We start from the raw sequence: 20,021 nt of genomic DNA, 5'->3' as shown, positions 1-20,021 counted from the left end.
AGATGGATTGCGCAGAACCGGAGTGGGCACGACGGCTTTGGCAAGCTCCTTGGATTCGAGGAGCGCGGCATCCTGATCCGAGATAAGGATCGCATCGACCTTGTTCGACTGGAGTTCCAGGATTGCCTGATCGCGCGTAGGAACTACTACGACCGTGGCGTTGGGCGTGACTTTTTCGGCGATAGTCTGCATCGTGCTACCCTTCTGGACAGCTATGCGGGTTTCCTTTGTGTCCATCTCGCGCCAGGTCTTGGGCTCGAAGCCTTGGCGGGCAGCGAGAGCCCAAACGCCATCCACGATAGAGCCCGGCACGTAGTCGACGACGAGACCGCGACGAGGGTTGGGGTTCAGCCCAACAGCCAAATCCACCTTTCCTGCCTGAAAATCGGCGGCAAGGTTGCCCCAGGTGGTTTCGTAAAACTGGATTTTGACGTCGAGCACAGTCGCGATGTCCTTGCCCCAGTCTACGAAAAACCCACTCCATTCGCCCGTTCGCGGATCTTTGATGTAGCCCGGCTCCTCCGCGACCATGACCGGAAACTTCAGAACGCCGCTCGATTTGATGCGGTCGATGACAAGAGAAGGGTCTTCGGCTCTAGCCGGTGCCGCACTTGGCCCCATAAGGGCCGCCACACCCATGGCGGTAGCGACGATCGCATTCATCCAACGGTTCATTGCAGTCTCCTTGCTCCCATTGAATTATGTCATTATGCGATTGTACTATAGCATTTGCGCAGAGAGACGCAAGGTTAAACTTCTCGCGGGTCATGTCTTTCAGCGAACACGGTATGCCGTGCACGAGATCCGGGGCGTGCGGCCTGCGACGAGATCACTGATGAGACCTGCGGTCATTGGGGCACCGCTGATGCCCATGTGACCGTGACCGGTCGCGAACAGGATCCGAGCATGTTTCGGATGGGGAGCGATGATCGGCAGGCTGTCGGGCGTAGATGGCCTTACTCCCACCCAATCTTTCACCTCGGTGAACGAAAGGTTTGGCAGCATGGTGCGGGCGCTCGCTCGCAGCTTGCTGATCTGACGTTGGTTGCAGGGCGCGTCTGGGGCGTCGAATTCTGCTATGCCTACAATGCGCAGCCCCTCGTCCAGTGGCGTAGCAACGAAGGCTGAAGCCGCATCGGTCACAGGCCGACTGATAACGCCGGAGATTTCAGGCATCGTAATGTGATAGCCACGCTCGCTGGCCAGCGACAGGGAAACTCCGAGGGTGCGCGCAAGATCGCGGCTGGCTATGCCAGCCGCAATGACAACGGTATCGAAATTGTGGGGACCGGTACTTGTCTGAAGTGTCACTCCTGCGGCTCCAGGCTCGATAGCCAAAACCCGCGCTTTACGAACCGACACACCAAGTGCCGTGGCTTGCTGCATCAGTCCTTCCACAAGCCCAGACGATGAAACCACATGGCCACCTCCGGGAAAGTAGATTCCGCGTCGGTAGTCTTTGGAAAGTGCTGGCTCGAGTTCACGCACCTGTTCGGCGTTAATCCGCTCGAAGGCCACGCCATGCTTTGCCCTCAGACTGTCCACCACCACATCCAGTTCACTGAGTGAAGTGTCACGCCAGACATGCAGCGCGCCATTTGGGCGGAACAACCGATTCCATTCCGTTTCCCCCAGCATATCGCGATACAGGGCCGCACATGGGGCGTTAAGAGCGTGCAGGGCCGAATAGGCAGTCTCCCAAGCCTGTGGTCGACCTGTCAGCAAGAACCGAGTGAGCCAAGGGACCGTCCGGGGCAGTTCGCGGGTCGCGAGGCGCACAGGGCCGTTCGAGTCGAAAAGCCAGCGGAGCGCACGCCACATCACGCCGGGATAAGCCATAGGGAAGGAGGCTCCCGAATTGTATTGAGCACCGTTTCCAAAGGAACATCCGTGGCCGATTTGCCCTTGCTCCACGACGGTGACGCGGTGTCCTTCCCGCGCAAGCACGAGAGCGCTGCTCACGCCGACTATACCCCCGCCGACGATGGCCACGGTTCGATGTTCAGACACGGTCCTTCTCCCCAGGTCGCCAATAGATCAAATTCGAGATGAGCAATCATTGCGACTTGCTCCTTCTCCAAAGGATTGCCATAGGTCGCGACTTGATGCAATCATCATATTGCTATATTACAATAGCGTTCTCGCTGGAGACGCATCAGTTTTTGGTGAGGCGGAATTGGCGGCAATGAAGTCTTCTGCCTTCCTGATCAACATCGCGCGCGCAAGTCTAGTTCGAGAAAAACCTCTTAACGAGGCGCTGGCTGTGTTCCGGCGTGCAAATTTGGCTCTGACTCAGTTTTGATGCAGTTGTGACGATGCTGCTTGCTGGTTTCCATAAAGGAATCAGCATGATGAGCACCAAGTTTCGCCCCTCTGATTTGGTACCGGCTGGCTTCATCGCCGAACGCATCACCCACATTGACGATGAGACCTGCTTTTTGCTTTCCCGAGCCGGTGCTGCGGCGGCGTGTCCGGCATGCGGACGAATGTCGCGAACGGTTCGAAGTCGCTATCGCCGCCAAGTCGCGGACCTTCCCCTCGCTGGGAAACGCGTCAGGTTGCTCGTGCAGACACGAAGGTTCGCTTGTGATGCCGTGCTTTGCGGGAGACAGATATTCGCTGAGCGGTTTGGCGATGTGCTGCCGCCCTATGCCAGACGAACCGGGCGTCTTGAGCATCTCGTCCACCATTTGGCGCTTGCACTTGGAGGACGCCCGGCGGCGCGCTTTGCCCAACGGCTGATGCTTCCCGTCAGCAACGACACCTTGCTCCGCGTCATCCGCAGGCAAGGACTACCGCCGTCGACCCCGCCCTTGGTGATTGGCATCGACGATTGGGCCTGGCGGCGCAATCATCGCTACGGCACGATCGTGTGTGACCTGGAGCGTCGGCGGCCGGTCCGTCTGCTGCCGGACCGTGAGCCGGCGACGGCGGAAGCTTGGCTGCGGCAGAATGCACAAATCCAAATCATTGCCCGCGATCGTGGCGGTGCTTACGGGCTCGCGGCGGCAAAGGCGTTGCGGCCGAACGCCTTCAATACGAAGGCTATCTCCGGCGCGAACAGACCAACGCGGCCATCATGGTGCTGGCAAAGGACGGTGTCACGATCAAGGAAATCGTGCGCCGTACCGGTCATAGCCGCGGCTTGGTCCGCCAGGTACTCAGAGGGCAACGAAACGATGTCTTTCGGTCACGGGAAAGCTCGTTGGAGCCCTATCTTGAATGGCTCGACGCGCAATGGGCTGCCGGCAAACGGAACGGCACCGAGCTGTGGCGGCGTTTGAGAACTCAGGGCTTTCGTGGTTCGCGCCGGGTCGTGAGTGAATGGGCCACACGGCGGAAGCGGGCCGACAAGGCCGATGCGGAATCATTGACCCGTATTCCCTCCGCCCGAACGATTGCCCGCCTTTTGACAACCAGCAGAGACAACCTGACGAAATCCGAGACGGTCACCATCGCCGCGATCGAAAGCGGTGTTCCCTTGCTCGTTACGGCTCGCGGTATCATTGCCGACTTCCATTTGATGATCCGACGCAAGTCGGAAAACCAGCTCGCGTCGTGGATCGACCGTGCCTGCGACAGTCTGGTTTCCTCTTTTGGCAACGGCGTGGCGAAAGACATTCAGGCAGTCCGGGCGGCTATCGTCTCTCCGTGGTCCAACGGGCAAACAGAAGGGCAGATCACCAAGCTCAAGCTGGTAAAGCGCCAGATGTACGGACGCGGAAAGCTTGATCTTCTTCAAGCCCGCCTGATTGGCGCAACATGAGAGAATTGCACCAAATCTGCGTCAGAGCCAAAATTGGACGCCGATAAGGGTGAATTTTGCACACGATGACGTAATTGCTCACCTTCGTCCTTCGAGTAACGCTCAATATCTGAGCACCATCTTTCGAAGGAGACCGCCGTATGAAACAGTATGTTGGCCTGGATGTATCGCAGCGAGAAACTGCCGTTTGTGTCGTGGACGAGACCGGCCGAATGATCTTCGAAGGCAGGGCGAAGTCAAATCCTGGAGCCTTGGCAGAACTGATCCGAAAGAAGGCCCCTTGCGCTGAACGCATCGGCTTTGAGACCGGCGCCATGTCGAGTTGGTTGTGGCATGAGCTCACGCGCATAGATCTTCCCGTCGTCTGCATCGACGCACGGCATGCGAAAGCGGCATTGTCGGTGCGCATGAACAAGAGTGACGAGAATGATGCCCGCGGTCTGGCTGAACTGGTTCGTATAGGTTGGTACAGGGAGGTGAAGGTCAAAAGTGCTGAAAGTCAGCAGGTTCGATCCCTGCTCGTAACCCGCTCACGCTTGATCCAAATAAGACGTGATTTGGAAAATCAGATCCGGGCGATGCTAAAGGAGCATGGCCTGCTCTTCGAGCGTGCTATCGGATCGATGTTCCGGCGTAAGGTCGTAGAATTGGTTGATACTGGCCATGTTCTTCGGGATGTCATCGAACCGCTGCTTTCCATCCATGAGCAAGTTTGTCGTGAACAGGAAAAACTCGATAAACGGATGGCTGGACTTGCTCGCACCGATGAAACAATCCGCCGGCTGATGACTGTGCCCGGCATCGGCGCGATTACGGCGCTGACATTCCGCCACACCATCGATGATCCGAGTCGGTTCAGATCGGCCACGACGATTGGCGCTTATCTTGGTCTGACGCCCAGGCGAAAACAATCGGGGGAGACCGACACCAACGGAAAGACCTCAAAATGGGGCGATCGCCTTCTACGGACCTATCTGTTCGAAGCTGCGTCAGTCCTACTACATCGGACCAAGAAATGGTGCTCGTTGAAGGCATGGGGGCTGCGGCTTGCGAAACGCATTGGGATGAAAAAGGCGCAAGTCGCTGTTGCTCGGAAGCTTGCCGTCATCCTTCATTGCATCTGGGTGGATGGCACTACATTTGAATGGAGTTCCGAGAAAAAAGCCTGACTTTCTCTACGAGTTTGTAGGCCCGAGCGGGTCTGCGATGTCCCCGCCGGGACGGTGGTTGCGGTGACTTCGGTCAATCGGCTGGTGGCCAAACAGGCACGCCGTTGCACACGTTGAAGCGCCCGGCCCGAACATCATCATGAGGCAACGACCTCGGAAAGGACCATGACCCGGCAAGGATGTAACAGACGCTTGACAACCATCCGCAATTAAAGGGCCGATTGACAGCCGTGAGCTCTTTGAATAGGCCGAGATGACGTTACCACTCGGTTTAGGGCGGCGTAAGGGAGGCCAACGGCGCAATTCCAACTAAGCACGCAGGTTCCGCCCCAGTGCGAGCATCTGAGGCAAAAGGATGGGGTCACCGGCTCCAGAAGCAACGGGATGGGACGCGAAGCGGGCAATCACCATTTCGGCGTTCGGGGCTATATACAGACGCTGGCCATGGATACCGCGGCCCTCAAAGGCGCCCAGTTCGTTGTTCGTGACCCACCACATGCTCCGGTATGTATAGCCGGGCAGCGGCATATTGTGGTACTTTGCCGTATCAATGCCCTTGCACACGTCATGCACCACGGACGCGGGGATGAGTTGCCGTCCATGCCAAGCGCCCTCACATCGCATCAGTTCGCCAAAGCGCGCAAAGTCTCGCAGCGTGGTGCTCAACCCCCCATCAGCGAGCGGCATGCCCACTGGATCGACCTCCAGATAGCCATCCTCCTCGCAGCCAAGCGGCGCCCAAAGACGCTCATGCAGCAGTTGCGCGAGCGTGCAGTCGGTTACCCGCATCATAACCCAGGCGAGAACCTGGGTATTCAAGCTTTGATAAGCGAACTCTCCATGCACGCCTTGCTTGCGCACGTTGCGCAAGTAATCGCATGAGCTTCGCGGCCCATCGTAGCTAGCTGGACGCGGCAGCCGTCCAAAAGCCCATCGATAGGCCCAGAGATCAGAGTCGTCGCCGGTGTAGTTTTCTGAGTGAGCCAGACCCACCTGCATATCCAAGACCTGGCGAAGTGTGGCGTCGTCCCAAGCCGTTCCCCGCAACTCCGGAAGGTAGTATGAGATCGTTCTCGTGTCGTCGAGCACGCCTTCATGGACGAGCACCGCGGCGAGCGTGCCGGTGTACGACTTCGTGCAGGACTGGCACTCATGGGGCAGGTGTGGCTCGAGCGCGCCGAAGTAGCGCTCGTATATGATTTTTCCCCGATACAGCACCAACAGACCATCGGTGTAGGTGTCCACCAATGCGTCATCGAAGCGTCGGCTTTGTCCGTGCATGTCGGCGAAGATTAGCGCGTCGAGGGCCGCGGACATGTCGTTCCGTTCGAACTGCGACGGCGTGCCTCGCCCGCGCCACACGTTCATCGTGGGCATGAGCTCGCGCATGTGCGAGAACGACCAACGGATTTGGGGGAAATCTCGGAAGGTGCCGCCCTCGAACGTGATGCGCTTGTTGACTGGCGGCGGCGCGCCGCGCATCCAACCCAACTCGTGAGGATCTGATGCTGGACCGTCGAGATAATATTGCCCGTCAAACTCGAGCATAGGCATAACAGCCTCTCCTCTTCATGATATATCTAACAAAACCACTTCAATCCCAGCTCCGGTTCCAGACCCTGGTCGGCTCTCAAGCTGTGAAAAGGTCGACAGGTCCCGCACCCGAAAGCTGTTCTATGCCAGTTTGTGTCACCACGTATGTGCCGCCCAGCATTACACCAAGCCTCTCTTCAGGGAGCGAAAGCCAGGAGTGCACATAGAAGGTCATTCCGGGCGTTAACGCGCCGTTCGAGAACCGATCGATCTGGAGTGAACTTAACCAAATTGGGGGGTAGGCGACGCCAATACCTACACCGAACCGCATCTGCGCGGCTTCGCCAAGCCCCGCCCGTTCAATTGGTTTACGCGAGGCGACGTCGATATCAGCTACGGGTGTGCCAGGAAGGCACTTTTCCAGCCCCGCGAGCAAGGACTCTCGTCCGACATCGTATAGTCTGCGCGCACTCGAGCTGGGGTCACCGGTCGCCATCGTTATCATCGAAACGCTGTGATACCGCCGGGCAACGCCAGCGAACTCCAGGTGCACGAGGTCACCCGTACTAATGGTCTTAGGCATTGCGGTCGCATGGCCGCCGGCCGAGCGTGTACCGCTTCCGCATTCCGTCGGAAGAGCTGGATAGTCGCTTCCAGCTTCTCGGGCCGCCTTTTCTACGGCTGCACAGAGGGCAAACTCACTGATCCCCGGGCGCAAGATATTGCGCGCAGCTTCAAGGCCCAGATTTGCATAGCGCGCGGCTTCCCGCATGTAACGAATCTCAGCTGGTGACTTTATGAGCTGAATACGGTTGAGGAGGTGGCTGATGTCCTCCAATCGAGCAGTCCGCATTGCGTGTTCAAGGGCCCGGGCATAGCTAGCAGTGACAGCCGGTGACTGCATCTCCAGCCCCAAGCGGCCGGTTGCGATCCCATGGTCGTGCGCGATTTTCCCAACTTGTGCTGGCACATCGTCTACGAAGAGTTGGTACGTCCGTATATCGGTGAGCCAAGAGGTTTCCTTGACCAGAGGAAGGTCTACGTTGCGCACCAGTAGGGTCGGATCGCGCTCGTCATGAACACTGAGTATGAGAGCTTGCGGACTTATATTGGCGCTGACGGAGTCGTATCCGACCAGATAGAAAAGGTTTTCTGGCGCGACAACGATACAGCCATCGTAGCCGGCTGCCGCGAGTTCTTGGCGAGCACGTGCAATGCGGGACCTATGTTCGGCTTCTGGAAAGGCTGCGAATGGCGGAGCGATCATCGTAATTTCTCCTGAGCATAGTCCGACCGATTGCCGTTGGGCTGGTATTCCGGTTCAACCCCCGACGGAGATTGAACCTGCGGCCCGATTCCGGAAGCTCGGCGGTTCGGTGGGCATTGTACGTTTCCATCATTTGACGATTACGCCATCCTTCGGCGTCGACGCCACGCGGAGCTTGGGAACGATGCGGTATCGTGTGGCTTGTTCGTAGTCGAAGGCCATGGCGAGAAGCTTCGCCTCATCCCATAGCCGCCCGACAAAGACCAGGCTGAAGGGGGAACCATTTCGATAGGCGCCCGCCGGCACGGTCACGGCGGGACTACCTGTAATGTTGATCTCCGAAGAGGTGGTCGCCCCGTAAGGCTCGCCGAAAAGCGACGGCACAGGGTACATCATCTGCGGGAAAACGAGAGCGTCCAGCTGTTTTTCCTGCATGATCTTGTTCAAGATGCGCAGGTATTTTTCCCGAAGCGCGCAGAAACTCGAGAGGTCCGGAACTTTGGCCGGGTTCGATATAGAGGCCTTCAGCATCGGAAGCGCATCGACATACCAAGCTAAAGGCCCCTTCCCCTCGAGTGGGCTTTCTCCGGCCAACTTGACGAGTTCGCCGATCGAATGAGCGGCAGCATTTGGACCTAATCGGCGAAGGTACTGCTCGAGATCATACGCAACCGACTCGGTCCCTCGGGGATCATAGTCAACATCCGGTAGCCGAAGAGCTAGATCGGCGAACCCAGATCCGGCGAACGGGTCGGGGACCGCAATGGCACCTCGCTCCTGCAATTCCGCGATTGCTCTCTGATACAGTCTCTCAGTTTCCTCCGAGAGTGCGAGGGCCGGATTTCGCCATCCAGGACCGTACAGACCGATGCGCTTTCTCTGCAGTGCCCCTTCGCTGAGGCCAGCGGTGTATCCCCCTTCCGGAATGTTTCCGATAGACGCGATGGTTTTTGGGTCTTCTAAGGTGTAGCCAGCCAGCGCATCGAGGACCACCGCAGCGTCGTGAATGGTTTTTGCGTGAGGCCCGATGACGTCCCGGGTGCTTGCCGCCAGTGGAACAACACCGGCATTGGGCACAAGACCAAAAGTTGGCTTCACGCCGACCAGGCTTTGGGCGGCAGCGGGATTCTGGATAGAGCCGCCGGTCTCTCCGGCAAGACCGACGACAGCAAAGCTGGCCGAGACGGCGGTCGCCGTTCCGCTGCTGCTGCCGCCCGGAGCCAGGTCGCGGTCGACAGCGTTGTAAGTCCGACCATTCCAGCTTGTATTCGCGTCTGTGCCGGACTCTCCGAAAGACGGCATGTTCGTCTTGCCAAGTATGATGGCACCTGCCGCTCTCAGTCGAGCGATCACCGGTGCATCAGTGGAGGGGACGAGGTCGGCACCCCCTGCGCGACTGCTGAGTTTTTCCCACCCGGCTGTCGATGGCAGCCCAGCGACGTCGATCGAATCCTTCACGACGACTGGAACGCCGGTCAATGGTGAAACCCCTTCTCCGCACTCGAAGCGCCTGTCGATTTCCTTGGCGTCCTCAAGTGCGAGTGGGTTCATGGTGACGAAAGCATTGTATAAGGGTTCGTACTCTGCAATCCGATCCAGAAAGGCTCGAGTGAGTTCCTCGGCAGTGTAACTCTTCGAGGCATATGCATGCTGAATGTCAGTAATGGAGAGCTCTAAAACACAAGGTTCCCCCCTGAGCCCCCCTGATGCGATCGGTGCTGTCGTGTTCACGTCCCCCCCCTTTCGAGGTGATCTTGTTTGCTTCAGGCTCTCGATTGCTTCGCCTCAGTTCAACACAATGCAGTTATCCGCATTCCAAGATACGATTACCGCGGTTCCGCTCGAGAATTGGGTTTGTCGCCGATTCTGTTGCTTGATGGTTATCCTCTCGTCTTCACAGCGAACCACGTAACGGGTCGACTCGCCTAGGAAAAGCGCATCCTCAACCACTCCATCAAGGGTGTTCGGCACATCGGTCATAACGCCGCGAGGGCTGATATCAACATGCTCCGGCCGCGCGAATAGCCAACCGGACTCGCCATCGGATTGGCCGTTCAGCCGAGCCATGCCACGCACGCGGCCTACGATGCTCACCGTGCCGGTCCCGTTTTTGGTTTGGCCGATGCGACAGGGCAGAAGGCTGGATTCGCCGACGAAAGAGGCGACAAAGCGGTCCTGTGGCTTGTAGTATATGCTCTTGCTGTCAGGGACTTGAACGAGCCTGCCTTCGTTGATCACGGCGATCCGGTCGGACATAGTGAGCGCTATCCTGGTCATGCGTCACGCAAGGGCGCGCCGCGCTCGCGCCAGTCGCTCGCGATGCTCGGTTTCCGGGAAGGCAGGATCTGCCTGCACGGGCACGGACGTGTGGCTCACCATAGTCTGACTCCCCAAGAATTGCATTATTGCATTATAGTATTGTACTATATCATTAAGATGCCGGTGTGCAAGACGAGATTTGATGGCGGGCGACACTCGAGTGCCACTGGATAGGATTTTTGGACGACACAGATTGCAGAGAAGCCCGCGATGCATTTAGCGGTTTGAGTGGCGAAAAAGGTGTCCGCGACATTCTTGGAGGAGTTCACTCGTGGAAATGATACAACGTATCCTAGGCAACTTCCCCACTGGGGTGTAACGGGCTGCCCTGCTCCCGTCGTCAAGCAACTGGTTCGCCGACGCTGGGTCCTTGGAACGGCGATCCGGCGCGGGCCGGCAACGCTGGAGAGCGGCCGTGTAGTGTCTCCGACCCCTGAGATGCTGCAGTCGCGGGCATGCCGGTTCATGGGGACGAGCTCGCGCTACTGATCGCGGAGCGGGTTCGTCGGCAGCTTCCGGGCTGCCACGGAAACCTCATTGTCGATGCCATCGTCAAGGTCGAGCGGGAGGGCGGCTATCCCCTTACCGACGCCCAGCGCGAGGCAGTGTACATGGCGACCTAATGTGGCGTCTGCATGATCAGCAGAGGTGCGGGAACGGGCAAGATGGCGGTCGTCCGGGCGATCCTCGCTGCGCTGGAAACATCGCGAAGCGATCTCCATTGTATTGCCCCCGAACTTCGTCGGTCACTCCTTTGCTTATAGTGGTCGAAGGCCAACGCTCATCGGTTATAGACGCGGCAGCCTTACCTTGCGTTATCTCGGTTCGCAGTCACGGTCTAATAAACCCAATGCCGTTCTCGATAGTGATGTCAGTTCCAAACGGCTTCGACAGCTTTTGAAGGCGTTCTAAAATCGAGTTTGCTTGCGCAGGAGACGCGAGTTTTGGCACGCCCCTGTTGGCCAGCCTCTTCGAATGACCCAGTTCGATTGGATATAGCCGCAATTCGGCAAGTTGGTTCTGATCAAATCGGCTGACGGCGACAATGCTCTCGTAGAAGACCGGATCCTTGAACCCTGGGTCTGAAGCGTATCCAGATGACATCTCGGCGGCAGTAACTTCTGCATCTGTATTAGCGCGCAGATCCTTGCCATACCCCTCAAACATGTCAGCGCCTACTGGAGTCCTTAGGTCGTCCATTATGAAGTTGCCCAAGCTATAAAAGATCGGCCGCCCCTTGTAGATCTCGATACCTCTCAATTGATGCGGTCCATGTCCAACGTATGCGTCTGCTCCCGCGTCAATTATTTTATGGGCGAGCAATCGTTCAAACTCAGCTGGCTCCTGGCTCCAATTTCCCGGCTGGTGCGCGTGATTTGTGAAGATGCAGAAGTCAGAAAACTGCTTGCCGCTACGAACGTTTCGTAAGATGTCGGCGATATCACCGGCGTGAGCATCGTAGCTATAGCCGGCATGTTCCCCGGCGCGGTATTTCATTCCGTCGATCACGATCACGCCGGGATCATTCTCGTCAGGCCTAGGGTTGGGCAACGAGTCACGTACCTGCCGTAAACTCTCAAGCATTTCTGGGCGGACCACGATGCTTTTCGCCAATCGAAGAGCGTTGAGTCCTGGTCGACCAGGCGCCTCACCGGCAGGATCGCCGGCACGAGACATTGGCGTGAACGATGTTGCGCACGACAGCAATCCCACGCGGCCGCGTGCTGTTTCTAAAAAACGAGCGGCGCTGGCTTGTGCGCGATTCTCACCCACACCTGCGTGAACAATCCCGCTCTGATCAAGCACCCGGCTCGTTTCACGCATGCCCTCGACGCCCCAGTCAAAGGAATGGTTATTAGCGCGGCCCATGATGTTGAACCCGATCGCCTTCAAATCAGGTCCAATCTCCGGAAGGCTGATATGGTACGCACCGCCATACTCAGCCTCGGGGCTACCATTGAACGACCGAATATCGATAATCAGCGTCTCCATGTTGCCGAAGGTAGCGTCCGCACCACGTAGAATATCGACGACATCGCTAAAGCCGGGATGATGCCCCTTAGTCAGCGCTCGTGACACGATGACGTCCCCGACTGCTACCATCGTGAAACCGTCAACGACATTCGTCGTGATGGAACCGGCGATGTCATAGCAGCCAGATTCCCCGACCGAATAACAACCATTCTCTTGTGAATTCTCCGCCATTCCCTCTCCTCGATTTCTCATTGACCACCAAACCAATGTTTATCTCCAGGCTCGAGTTGTGCGGGGGAAACGGCTTGGGGAAATGCCACGGGGTCGAGCGAACGAGTTACCGCTGCATGGAAGAAACTTTGTGTCATATTCGTCAAGGTGGCCTGCCAACATGAGTCTGATCCTCAACAAAGGCGGCCAAAGTCGTATCGGTCCCCTACCTATTTCCTCGTAGCCGACGCAGAACGCGAAGCCCTCGGAGCGCTTCAACGGCCTTCGTCTGTTCCTGAGGGCAAAGCACCGTCTTTGGTGTGGGCTAACCGCCTTGAATCCCTCTTCCAAACCAAACTAAGTCGAGTTTCACGTCCTTTTTCTGCATAGATGGCAACGAAAAAGTAGAGTTGCTGCAAATCGGCAGGAAAATGCGGCCGAATTAGTCTTACCGCTGTGGTAGCTTCTTAACCCAAGAACGCGCCCATCGTCGAGGAAGAAGGTGAAAGCAGGCCAGCGGTTCAGCAGGTAATCGAAGGCCTTGGCGAGATCATGATCGCGCGACAGCTTGGCACGCTGAGCCTTCATCCACGCTTCCAGCTCCGGGACCAAGCGTTTGCTGCGCTCCTGACGAACGGCCTTTCGGACGTCCGCGCTTTGACCGTTGATGTCGCGCTCGATGCCGAACGGGGCATCGATCCGCTGCACCATTTCCAGGGCGATCGGCGCGAGAGGGCCGGCTTCTTGCCCTGCGCTCGTCGGGGCGCATTCGCCTCGACGCCGGCCATCGCATAAAAGGGCCGCCTCGCATGGACCCAGCAGGCTGCTTCCGTTATTGGGCCGAACCGTCGATTCGGAAGATAGAGATTGGCGTAGCCTTTGTAGCCGTCCGGCCGGAGCGGCAAGGAGGTCAGGTATTCAGTAGGAGCCCCAACTGCGAGAGGATGGGACGGCTGTTTAGCAGCCATTCCATCGGACAGAGGAGCTCGTCATGACACCACTTCGCCAGCGCATGAGCTAGGACATGCAGGTGCGCAATTTTTCGCTCAATACCCAGCTCTCATATCTCGGCAGGTATCGCTGTTTGCACGATATTTCGGCAAGGCGCCGGACTTGCTCGGCCGGCGCCGACGTGCGCACTATTCAATTGCTGCTTGGTCACCGCAGCCTCGCGACCACCGCCCATTACCTGCGCATCGCCACCAACAAGGTCTGCGCTACGGCGAGCCCCTTCGAGCTTTTGCCACGTCCGGCGCCCACCCCGCCGCCGCCTGCCAAACCTGAGTATTTCTGAGCCCCAATGGTCCGTTCAGGGCCGGAAGTGGCGGATATATTCCGTCGCTACGGTGAGGCCTATCGTGCCCAGCACGCATCGCTGTCGACCGCTCAGCGCCGTGTCATGACGGCTATCGAGTTGTGCCGCACCGCCGCGCTCGGCGGGCACATCGAAGCATGCGATCAATGAGGCCACCGGCGCATCGCCTTCAACGGCATGCCGGTTCCCGCGCCATCGGCGGGCCAGGCTCCGAAGGAGTACCGCGATCGTTACGAGGAACTCACCGGGCGTTTTCTCAGGCAATGCCCGGCCTATCGTCAAGGGCAGATGATCACCATCGAAATCTTCGACGGCGTCACCGGACTGCCGCGATGCTGGGACACGTCATGAAAGAAGCGCGCCGCTTTCATCGTCACCGTCGCACCGTTCCGCCGCAAAACTTGTCGGTCCCGAAAAGGTGTATCCCATTGCAATTATCAGCACTTCCCGGCAAGTTACAACGGCAATCCTGACCCTTGTCGAATTCGAAATCGGCTGTTTTCGTCCCGTGCACCCAGCAGCGACGCGCGTCAACACCGCCCCTGCGGCGCCTTCCCTTGGAGCCGCACCATTCAATAGTCCATAGGACCTGAATCGCGCCCGCGGCTTAGCGCAACACGTTTTAGCGCACCGGCGCCATCGGCCTCGGCGCGCCCGTGAACGTGGATACACGCGACGCCACGCCAAAAAACGATCTGCACTATGGAAACATTTCCATAGACGTCGAAACTGGACCTTCGCCGGCTTCCAGCGTGGGGCCGATCGTGCCGCCATCATGCTCACTGTCATCACGACTTGCCGTGTCAACGCCGTCGACCCAAAGGCGTGCTCGCCGATGTGTTCGCCCGCATCGCCGATCTTCCCGTCTCCCGCCTGCAGGAACTGCTGGCTTGGCAATGGAAGACCCACAAGCGGACGGCTGTTGCGGCGGCCGCGTAAACACCTTCCGGAACAACGCTTGCGAACGCTCCAAGCCTTCATCGGTCAGGATCAATGACTTCGACTTGTTGACTGGGTAGCCGATCATGCCCTTTTTATGAAGCCGATCCGTCGTTGCCCAGTGGAGACCCTTCCAAGCACAACGCGGCAGCGTCAGCCATAGCAGCGCCAAAACGGCATCGTCGATCTTGTCCTCATCAATCTCCATGAACCCACGTCACCACGCGCGGCGCCCAAAGTCCTGCGGCCCTGCTCGGATGGATACGCAACAGACGTGAGCGTCACCGCGGCCGGAATATCACGTTTGTCGAAAATATCGCCGACAGAGGCGTGCCAGGCGGGATGATTCAGCGCAAAGCCGCAGCCCGTTACAAATCCCAGCCCGGGAATGAGCCATGGCCTGACAAAGCCAAGCCCGGCGGAAATTGCCAGCACTATCGACGTAAGCGCGATCAAAGCCAAGCCAACTATCCTTACCGATAGCCGCCCGAAATTATCGGCAATGACTCCGGCGATGAGGAGAGCAAGAACGCCAGCAAGGTTGTAGAGGCCTGCACGAGCGCGACCATCGGATCGGAAGCGGAAATCGTGGCAATGAGCCAACTGATGGCAACCGCTTGTACGAGCCATCCGAGATTGGCTACTTGATTGCAGGCCCAGGTCGATCGGAACGCTGTTTTGCGCAGTTGAGCGAGGGTCGTTGGAGTGGGCTGGGCTGGATCTTCGCTGCATGTTTCTGTGACCTTCAAGCCTCCCAACGCCATTGTTGCGACGCAGTAGGATACTCGCTACCGAAACGAATTTTGGCGTAATGCAGTCCACGAGTGCAGGAAACCAACATTCATCAATCGCGGCGCCAGCACTGCGCGTCCCGGCGCTGATTGATCTTGACTGGGTAAAAGTGGCTGCCGGCTGGCTATGGTCGACAAGTTGTCTCCCACGTTCTCACCTTTCTAACTGTCACGGCTTCCTGATTTTGAATGACGCACGTCAATGCAACACGGTGCAGCGATCCGCATCCCAGGATACGGTGACTGGGGTCTTCCCTGCAAAGTGAGGCTGCCCCCGATTCTGCTGCTTGACCGTCATAGTTTCATTTCCGCACCGAACCGTGTAGCGCGTCATCTCGCCGAGAAAAAGCGCGTCCTCGACGACTCCATCCAGAACATTCTGCGCGGTGGATGTCGCGCCGCGCGGGCTGATATCAACATGCTCCGGCCGCACGAAAAGCCAACCAGACTCGCCACCGGATTGTCCACTCAATCGAGCCACCCCATTAGCTCGGCCGGCAATGGTCACTGTACCGGTCCCGTTCTCGATTTGATTGACGCGACAAGGCAGAAGGTTAGATTCGCCGACGAAAGACGCGACGAAGCGGTCCTGTGGGCTGTAATAGAGGCTCTTGCTGTCGGCGACCTGAACGAGCCTACCTTCGTTGATCACCGCAATCCGGTCGGACATAACGAGCGCTTCGTCCTGGTCGTGGGTGACGAAGATGACCGTGATATTCAATTCTTTCTGGATCCGCATGATCTCGATTTTCATATGTTCGCGCAAATTGCGATCGAGAGCGCCGAGCGGTTCGTCCATCAGCAGGAGGCTTGGATTGAAGACGATGGCACGAGCGAGGGCAATGCGCTGCTGCTGTCCGCCTGATAGTTGGTTAGGATAGCGGTCGCGATACTGGTCCATCTTAACCAGTTGCAAAGCGCGCAACACTTTCTCCTCGACCTCGGAGCGAGCAGCCTTGCGGACTGTGAGGGGGAAGGCAACGTTCTCAACCACCGTCATGTGCGGAAATAGCGCATAGTTCTGGAACACCATTCCGATACCACGCTCATAGGGTGGTACGTCCACAATTGAGCGACTGCCGAGCAACATGTCGCCGCCACTCGGTGTTTCGAAGCCGGCGATCAGTTTCAGCGCAGTGGTTTTGCCGGAGCCGGACGGACCAAGAAAGGTGAGGAACTCACCGGGTTCAATGTACAGGTCGAAGTCACGCACGACGTGGAGCGCGCCGTAGAACTTTTGGATTTTCTTCATCTCAAGGCTTGTGGACATTATTTCCTCCATTCGTTCATTTGCTGGCGCTGATCGCAGTTCGTTGCTCATGCCGTAGCCTGATCCACTGAGCTGTGAGGATCGATACAGTTACGAGCGCCACGATCAGAGTCGAGGCAGTGCTGAGCAGCGGGTTGAGCTGGAACCTGATATCGCCCCAGAACTTGACCGGCAGCGGCGATGTCTGTCGTCCGAGAAGGAAGATGCTGATGAGCAGTTCGTCGAACGACGTTAGAAAGGCGAGCAGGCCTCCGGTCCAAAGCGCCGGCTTAAGGATCGGCAATGTTACCAGCCGTAGCACCTGTAAGGGGCGCGCACCATGAACTGCCGCCGCACTTTCGAGCGACCGGTCGAACCCGCGCAGGGCTGCGGCCATGACCACGATGACGTACGGCACGGACAGAAGTACATGTCCAATGACCAGTCCGGCGAAGCTCCCGAGCAAACCAATCCTTGCTTCGAAAATATAAAGCGATGTGGCGATAATCACGACCGGGACCATAAGAGGCGACAGCGAGAACAGGAACAACGGCCTTTTGATAGGTAGTGTCGTGCGGACCAGCCAGAAGGCACCCATGGTGCCAATGAGCGTCGCGAACAAGGCAGCGACGAGCCCGAGTTGAATTGAGAAGAGGAAGGATGTGTGCCAGTCGGTCGCGTTCGCCAATCTCTCCCACCATTGGAGCGAGAAGCCGGGAGGGGGAAAGACGACGAACGGAGACGAACTAAACGAAAGGAGGACGACGACGATGAGGGGCGCCGTAAGGAACACGAGGATGACGGTAGTATAGGTCCAAAGCCAGCGCGACTGCTGGGTCAAAACTCTTTTCGTCACCACATGAGCGAACGCTTCAAAGAGGCTCAGGATAGGGTGAAAAGCCCGTTTCGCTCCTGAGAGGAGGCGTGACCTCTCGCTGATCTTCCGATTTGACGGTTCGATGGTCGCGGAAGACCAGATCATTTCGAGAGGGATAAAAAGACTTGCCAGGAAAAGCGTGGCGATCGTCACCAGAAGGAGTACAACTGACGAGGCATAGCTGAGTTCGAAATTCAGAAGCGTCGTCATCTGCGTGACAATCTGCTGCGATATCATGGCGTCTCTCGGCCCGCCGAGCAGGGCCGGAGTGATGTAGAATCCGATCGCGACAATGAAGATCAGAATCCCGGCGGAGAACACGCCCGGAAGGCTCATCGGTAAATAGACCCGCACGAACGCCTGCACCGGCTTAGCGCCGAGAATCTGCGCGGCGCGAGCGAAGTCGTGGTTGATCCGCGCCATTGATGAATACATTGTGAAGATCGCCATAGGGATGAACACATGCACCATGCCGACGATGACTGCGAAAGTGGTGTTGAGGAGCGGCAGTGGCTCGCTGACAAGGCCAAGCCAAATCAGCGCGTTGTTTATTGGTCCCTCTCGGCCCAGGATGATCATCCAGGCGTAGGTTCGGATAAGGAAAGCCGTGAAAAGTGGGACAAGAATAAAGACGCTCACGATCGAAAATGCACGCGATCCCATCTTCGTCAGAAGGTATGCAACGGGATAAGCTGCCCCCAACGAAAGAACCGTCACGATCAGCCCAATCTTCAGCGTATGGAGCATGATATTGAAGTTGATCTCGTCAGAGAATATGCGCGCGTAGTGCGCAAAATTCAGCTTGGTGCCCTCGACGCTACCCCACACGATATTCGATAGCGGAATAATGAGGAATCCGACAAGGAGCACCAGAAGCGGCGAGGCAACGACAGCGCCGCGGATCCGCCGATTTGCGAGTAGCCCATTCAGGAAATTCTGGCCCCTGGCTACATTTCCAATTATCGGATCAGCGGCCCTTTCTTTTGCCAACAGTGTGTTCATGTGATTATTGTCCTTCCCTACGTCCTTCACGGACTTGCCTCCCTCACAGAGACCAACAGCAAGCAAGCCTCTTTCGGCGTGGGCGCCTCGTCGTGCGCCAACGACGACGCCCGTCTCGAGCGCTCTAATATGTGCCCTGTGTTGCCTAAAGCGCGTAAGCCGACGTGCTTTAGATCTCTGCTTTTGTGTATTTTGTACCGCTGGACACTTGAGCGACATGCCTCAATTGATCCCGGATCGTCTCTAGGGACCGTCCTTGCTGACGGGTGCAACAGTCATTTTAGCGTCGAACTTCTCATCTGACGATATGCGGGCGGCCAGATTGCGACTGACCACCTCGCATTCGCAAGTCAAGATGCGCGTCGTAGAATGCTGGTAGCGGTCAAAGCTTCCCGCAGCGGCAGCCGGATCACTGCGCTAATACTTCTTGGCAACGCTCGATCGCATAGTCCAAGTTAGTACGGCCGTCCGCTCTGGTTTCTTCCCACCAGGCGTAGTTCTGGGTCACCTGTTTCTCCGCGACCCCTGGCGCACCCGGCAAGTTCTCGACCAGTTCTTTCGGTAGAAGCTTGTAAGCATCTCTGTTCGGAACACCGTAAGGAATTGCTTCCGCAAATGCCGCCTGCGCTTCTGGACGGGCAATATAAGCGAGGAACTTGGCCGCATTTTCCTTGTTGGGTGAGTTCTTTACGATCACCCAATCATCGTGTTGCAGCAGGGACTGATCCCAAGAAAGGGCAACCGGTGCACCTTCCTTGCGCAGATTGATAATTCGACCATTCCACGCCGATCCCATGTCGGCTTCGCCATCGATGAGAGCCTGGGGAGCCAAGCCACCCGCGTCCCACCCCCACCAGCGCCCAACATTGGGTGCGATTTCCTTAACCTTGGCGAAGGCGCGATCCAGGTCGAGCGGATAAAGCTTTTCCGGCGGGACGCCATCGCCCATGAGTGCTCCCTCGAGCAGCGCTCCATGGAGTATGTTCCCGCAATTTGGAAGGGCCCGCTTCCCCGGGAACTTGACAACGTCATAAATATCGACCCAGTTTTCGGGATGCTTGGTCCCTTCCGGATACTTCTTGGTGCTGTACGTGGGAACGACGGAGTAGGTGTGTGAGCGAAATGCGTATTCAGTTCTCGCTTCCTCGGGTATGCCAGCCAGCGTTTCCTTTGAGAAAAAGCTGTAATCGATTTTGTCAACAAATCCTTTAGCAACCCAACTCTGGATTTCACCTCCGCTGATAAAGGTCGTGTCAGCGATAGGCTGTCCAACCTTTATCGAGGTCAAAAGCGCTGCATTCTCTACAGGAGCAGTTACTATCTTGATCCCGGTATCGCGCATGAACGGATCAAGCCATGCCTTCTTCACTGCGTTGTCGAAGGCTGAACCGGTGCCACCAATGACAACAAGTTCTCCTGTTCCCTTGAGATTGACGGGAATCTCCTCAGATTGCGCAATTGACGGCAACGCAGCTAACAGAGCCGCACCGATGGCAAGTTTCATAGTCGTGATCATCATTTGTTCATTCCCCTTTTTTGATTGGGTTGGCCCGCTAGTTGTTCCTTGTGTCGCGACGGCGCGGGCTTTGCGTGCGGCACATGGTGGGCTA

Annotated in this window: 13 protein-coding genes and 7 pseudogenes; 7 read left to right on the top strand and 13 right to left on the bottom strand. The window is 57.4% G+C overall.

Features of this window, described 5'->3' with window-relative positions; all coding sequences use genetic code 11:
- Positions 1 to 675: transporter substrate-binding domain-containing protein (locus AYK65_RS15260; protein ID WP_081158912.1), on the bottom strand; the 675-nt coding region annotated here is incomplete at its 3' end.
- A gap of 99 nt (positions 676 to 774) precedes the next feature.
- Positions 775 to 2,010 (bottom strand): NAD(P)/FAD-dependent oxidoreductase, encoded by a 1,236-nt coding sequence (locus tag AYK65_RS15255; protein ID WP_081158911.1) that lies wholly within the window; start codon positions 2,008 to 2,010, stop codon positions 775 to 777.
- Here AYK65_RS15255 and AYK65_RS33645 point away from each other — a divergent pair.
- The 3 genes and pseudogenes from AYK65_RS33645 (at position 1,985) to AYK65_RS15240 (ending at position 4,935) form a co-directional block, all read left to right on the top strand.
- On the top strand, positions 1,985 to 2,302 hold the full coding sequence (locus tag AYK65_RS33645; protein ID WP_081158916.1) for an NAD(P)-dependent oxidoreductase: 318 nt from the start codon (positions 1,985 to 1,987) through the stop codon (positions 2,300 to 2,302). The two genes, AYK65_RS15255 and AYK65_RS33645, sit on opposite strands and share 26 nt — an antisense overlap.
- A gap of 49 nt (positions 2,303 to 2,351) precedes the next feature.
- Positions 2,352 to 3,766 (top strand): annotated as a pseudogene (locus tag AYK65_RS15245) (ISL3 family transposase).
- 140 nt (positions 3,767 to 3,906) lie between these two features.
- Entirely contained in the window at positions 3,907 to 4,935 is a 1,029-nt protein-coding gene (locus tag AYK65_RS15240; protein ID WP_081158910.1) for an IS110 family RNA-guided transposase, read from the top strand.
- A gap of 309 nt (positions 4,936 to 5,244) precedes the next feature.
- On the opposite strand, the gene AYK65_RS15235 is transcribed toward AYK65_RS15240, so the two are convergent.
- The 4 genes from AYK65_RS15235 to AYK65_RS15220 form a co-directional block, all read right to left on the bottom strand.
- A complete protein-coding gene (locus tag AYK65_RS15235; RefSeq protein ID WP_081158909.1) occupies positions 5,245 to 6,489 on the bottom strand; it encodes a serine hydrolase domain-containing protein in 1,245 nt (414 codons plus the stop codon).
- A gap of 76 nt (positions 6,490 to 6,565) precedes the next feature.
- A complete protein-coding gene (locus AYK65_RS15230) occupies positions 6,566 to 7,735 on the bottom strand; it encodes a M24 family metallopeptidase (RefSeq protein ID WP_081158907.1) in 1,170 nt (389 codons plus the stop codon).
- Between the two features lie 129 nt (positions 7,736 to 7,864).
- Positions 7,865 to 9,466, bottom strand: a complete 1,602-nt coding sequence (locus AYK65_RS15225) for an amidase (RefSeq protein WP_244559981.1) — start codon at positions 9,464 to 9,466, stop codon at positions 7,865 to 7,867.
- A 54-nt stretch (positions 9,467 to 9,520) separates the two neighbouring features.
- Positions 9,521 to 9,991, bottom strand: coding sequence for a TOBE domain-containing protein (locus AYK65_RS15220; protein ID WP_244559980.1), 471 nt, complete (start codon positions 9,989 to 9,991; stop codon positions 9,521 to 9,523).
- 518 nt (positions 9,992 to 10,509) lie between these two features.
- Here AYK65_RS15220 and AYK65_RS32970 point away from each other — a divergent pair.
- Complete coding sequence (locus AYK65_RS32970; RefSeq protein ID WP_244559979.1) at positions 10,510 to 10,677, top strand: hypothetical protein; 168 nt, start codon at positions 10,510 to 10,512, stop codon at positions 10,675 to 10,677.
- A gap of 208 nt (positions 10,678 to 10,885) precedes the next feature.
- On the opposite strand, the gene AYK65_RS15210 is transcribed toward AYK65_RS32970, so the two are convergent.
- Positions 10,886 to 12,259 (bottom strand): CapA family protein, encoded by a 1,374-nt coding sequence (locus AYK65_RS15210; RefSeq protein WP_081158904.1) that lies wholly within the window; start codon positions 12,257 to 12,259, stop codon positions 10,886 to 10,888.
- Positions 12,260 to 12,715: 456 nt separating this feature from the next.
- Positions 12,716 to 13,137: pseudogene (locus AYK65_RS15205) on the bottom strand (IS66 family transposase); the annotation flags it as partial.
- A gap of 221 nt (positions 13,138 to 13,358) precedes the next feature.
- On the opposite strand from AYK65_RS15205, the pseudogene AYK65_RS33845 reads away from it, so the two are divergent.
- The 3 pseudogenes from AYK65_RS33845 to AYK65_RS15185 form a co-directional block, all read left to right on the top strand.
- Positions 13,359 to 13,532, top strand: a pseudogene (locus AYK65_RS33845) (integrase); the annotation flags it as partial.
- Between the two features lie 6 nt (positions 13,533 to 13,538).
- Positions 13,539 to 13,700, top strand: a pseudogene (locus AYK65_RS32965) (transposase zinc-binding domain-containing protein); the annotation flags it as partial.
- 574 nt (positions 13,701 to 14,274) lie between these two features.
- Positions 14,275 to 14,492 (top strand): annotated as a pseudogene (locus AYK65_RS15185) (transposase domain-containing protein); the annotation flags it as partial.
- Here AYK65_RS15185 and AYK65_RS15180 read toward each other — a convergent pair.
- From AYK65_RS15180 to AYK65_RS15160, 5 genes and pseudogenes are all read right to left on the bottom strand, one after another.
- Positions 14,476 to 14,700, bottom strand: a pseudogene (locus tag AYK65_RS15180) (DUF6429 family protein); the annotation flags it as partial. The pseudogenes AYK65_RS15185 and AYK65_RS15180 sit on opposite strands and share 17 nt — an antisense overlap.
- A 5-nt stretch (positions 14,701 to 14,705) precedes the next feature.
- Positions 14,706 to 15,256 (bottom strand): annotated as a pseudogene (locus AYK65_RS15175) (MFS transporter); the annotation flags it as partial.
- Between the two features lie 226 nt (positions 15,257 to 15,482).
- Positions 15,483 to 16,553, bottom strand: coding sequence for an ABC transporter ATP-binding protein (locus tag AYK65_RS15170; protein WP_081158901.1), 1,071 nt, complete (start codon positions 16,551 to 16,553; stop codon positions 15,483 to 15,485).
- Positions 16,554 to 16,569: 16 nt separating this feature from the next.
- Positions 16,570 to 18,411: an ABC transporter permease subunit gene (locus AYK65_RS15165; protein ID WP_081158899.1), complete on the bottom strand. Its 1,842-nt coding sequence runs from the start codon at positions 18,409 to 18,411 to the stop codon at positions 16,570 to 16,572.
- A gap of 409 nt (positions 18,412 to 18,820) precedes the next feature.
- The coding region (locus tag AYK65_RS15160; RefSeq protein ID WP_244559977.1) for a polyamine ABC transporter substrate-binding protein at positions 18,821 to 20,021 on the bottom strand (1,201 nt) is incomplete at its 5' end.

Origin of the sequence: Ensifer aridi, assembly GCF_002078505.1 — a bacterium.
Taxonomy (GTDB): domain Bacteria; phylum Pseudomonadota; class Alphaproteobacteria; order Rhizobiales; family Rhizobiaceae; genus Sinorhizobium; species Sinorhizobium aridi.
Note: the sequence above shows the minus strand (reverse complement) of the source record. Positions and strands in the feature narration are given on the sequence as shown.

Coding starts and splice junctions, on each gene's coding strand:
- AYK65_RS33645 (WP_081158916.1), top strand. CDS start 1,985: ATGGCCACGGTTCGATGTTCAGACACGGTCCTTCTCCCCAGGTCGCCA.
- AYK65_RS15240 (WP_081158910.1), top strand. CDS start 3,907: ATGAAACAGTATGTTGGCCTGGATGTATCGCAGCGAGAAACTGCCGTT.
- AYK65_RS15235 (WP_081158909.1), bottom strand. CDS start 6,489: ATGCCTATGCTCGAGTTTGACGGGCAATATTATCTCGACGGTCCAGCA.
- AYK65_RS15230 (WP_081158907.1), bottom strand. CDS start 7,735: ATGATCGCTCCGCCATTCGCAGCCTTTCCAGAAGCCGAACATAGGTCC.
- AYK65_RS15220 (WP_244559980.1), bottom strand. CDS start 9,991: ATGTCCGACCGGATCGCCGTGATCAACGAAGGCAGGCTCGTTCAAGTC.
- AYK65_RS32970 (WP_244559979.1), top strand. CDS start 10,510: ATGCCGGTTCATGGGGACGAGCTCGCGCTACTGATCGCGGAGCGGGTT.
- AYK65_RS15210 (WP_081158904.1), bottom strand. CDS start 12,259: ATGGCGGAGAATTCACAAGAGAATGGTTGTTATTCGGTCGGGGAATCT.
- AYK65_RS15170 (WP_081158901.1), bottom strand. CDS start 16,553: ATGTCCACAAGCCTTGAGATGAAGAAAATCCAAAAGTTCTACGGCGCG.
- AYK65_RS15165 (WP_081158899.1), bottom strand. CDS start 18,411: ATGAACACACTGTTGGCAAAAGAAAGGGCCGCTGATCCGATAATTGGA.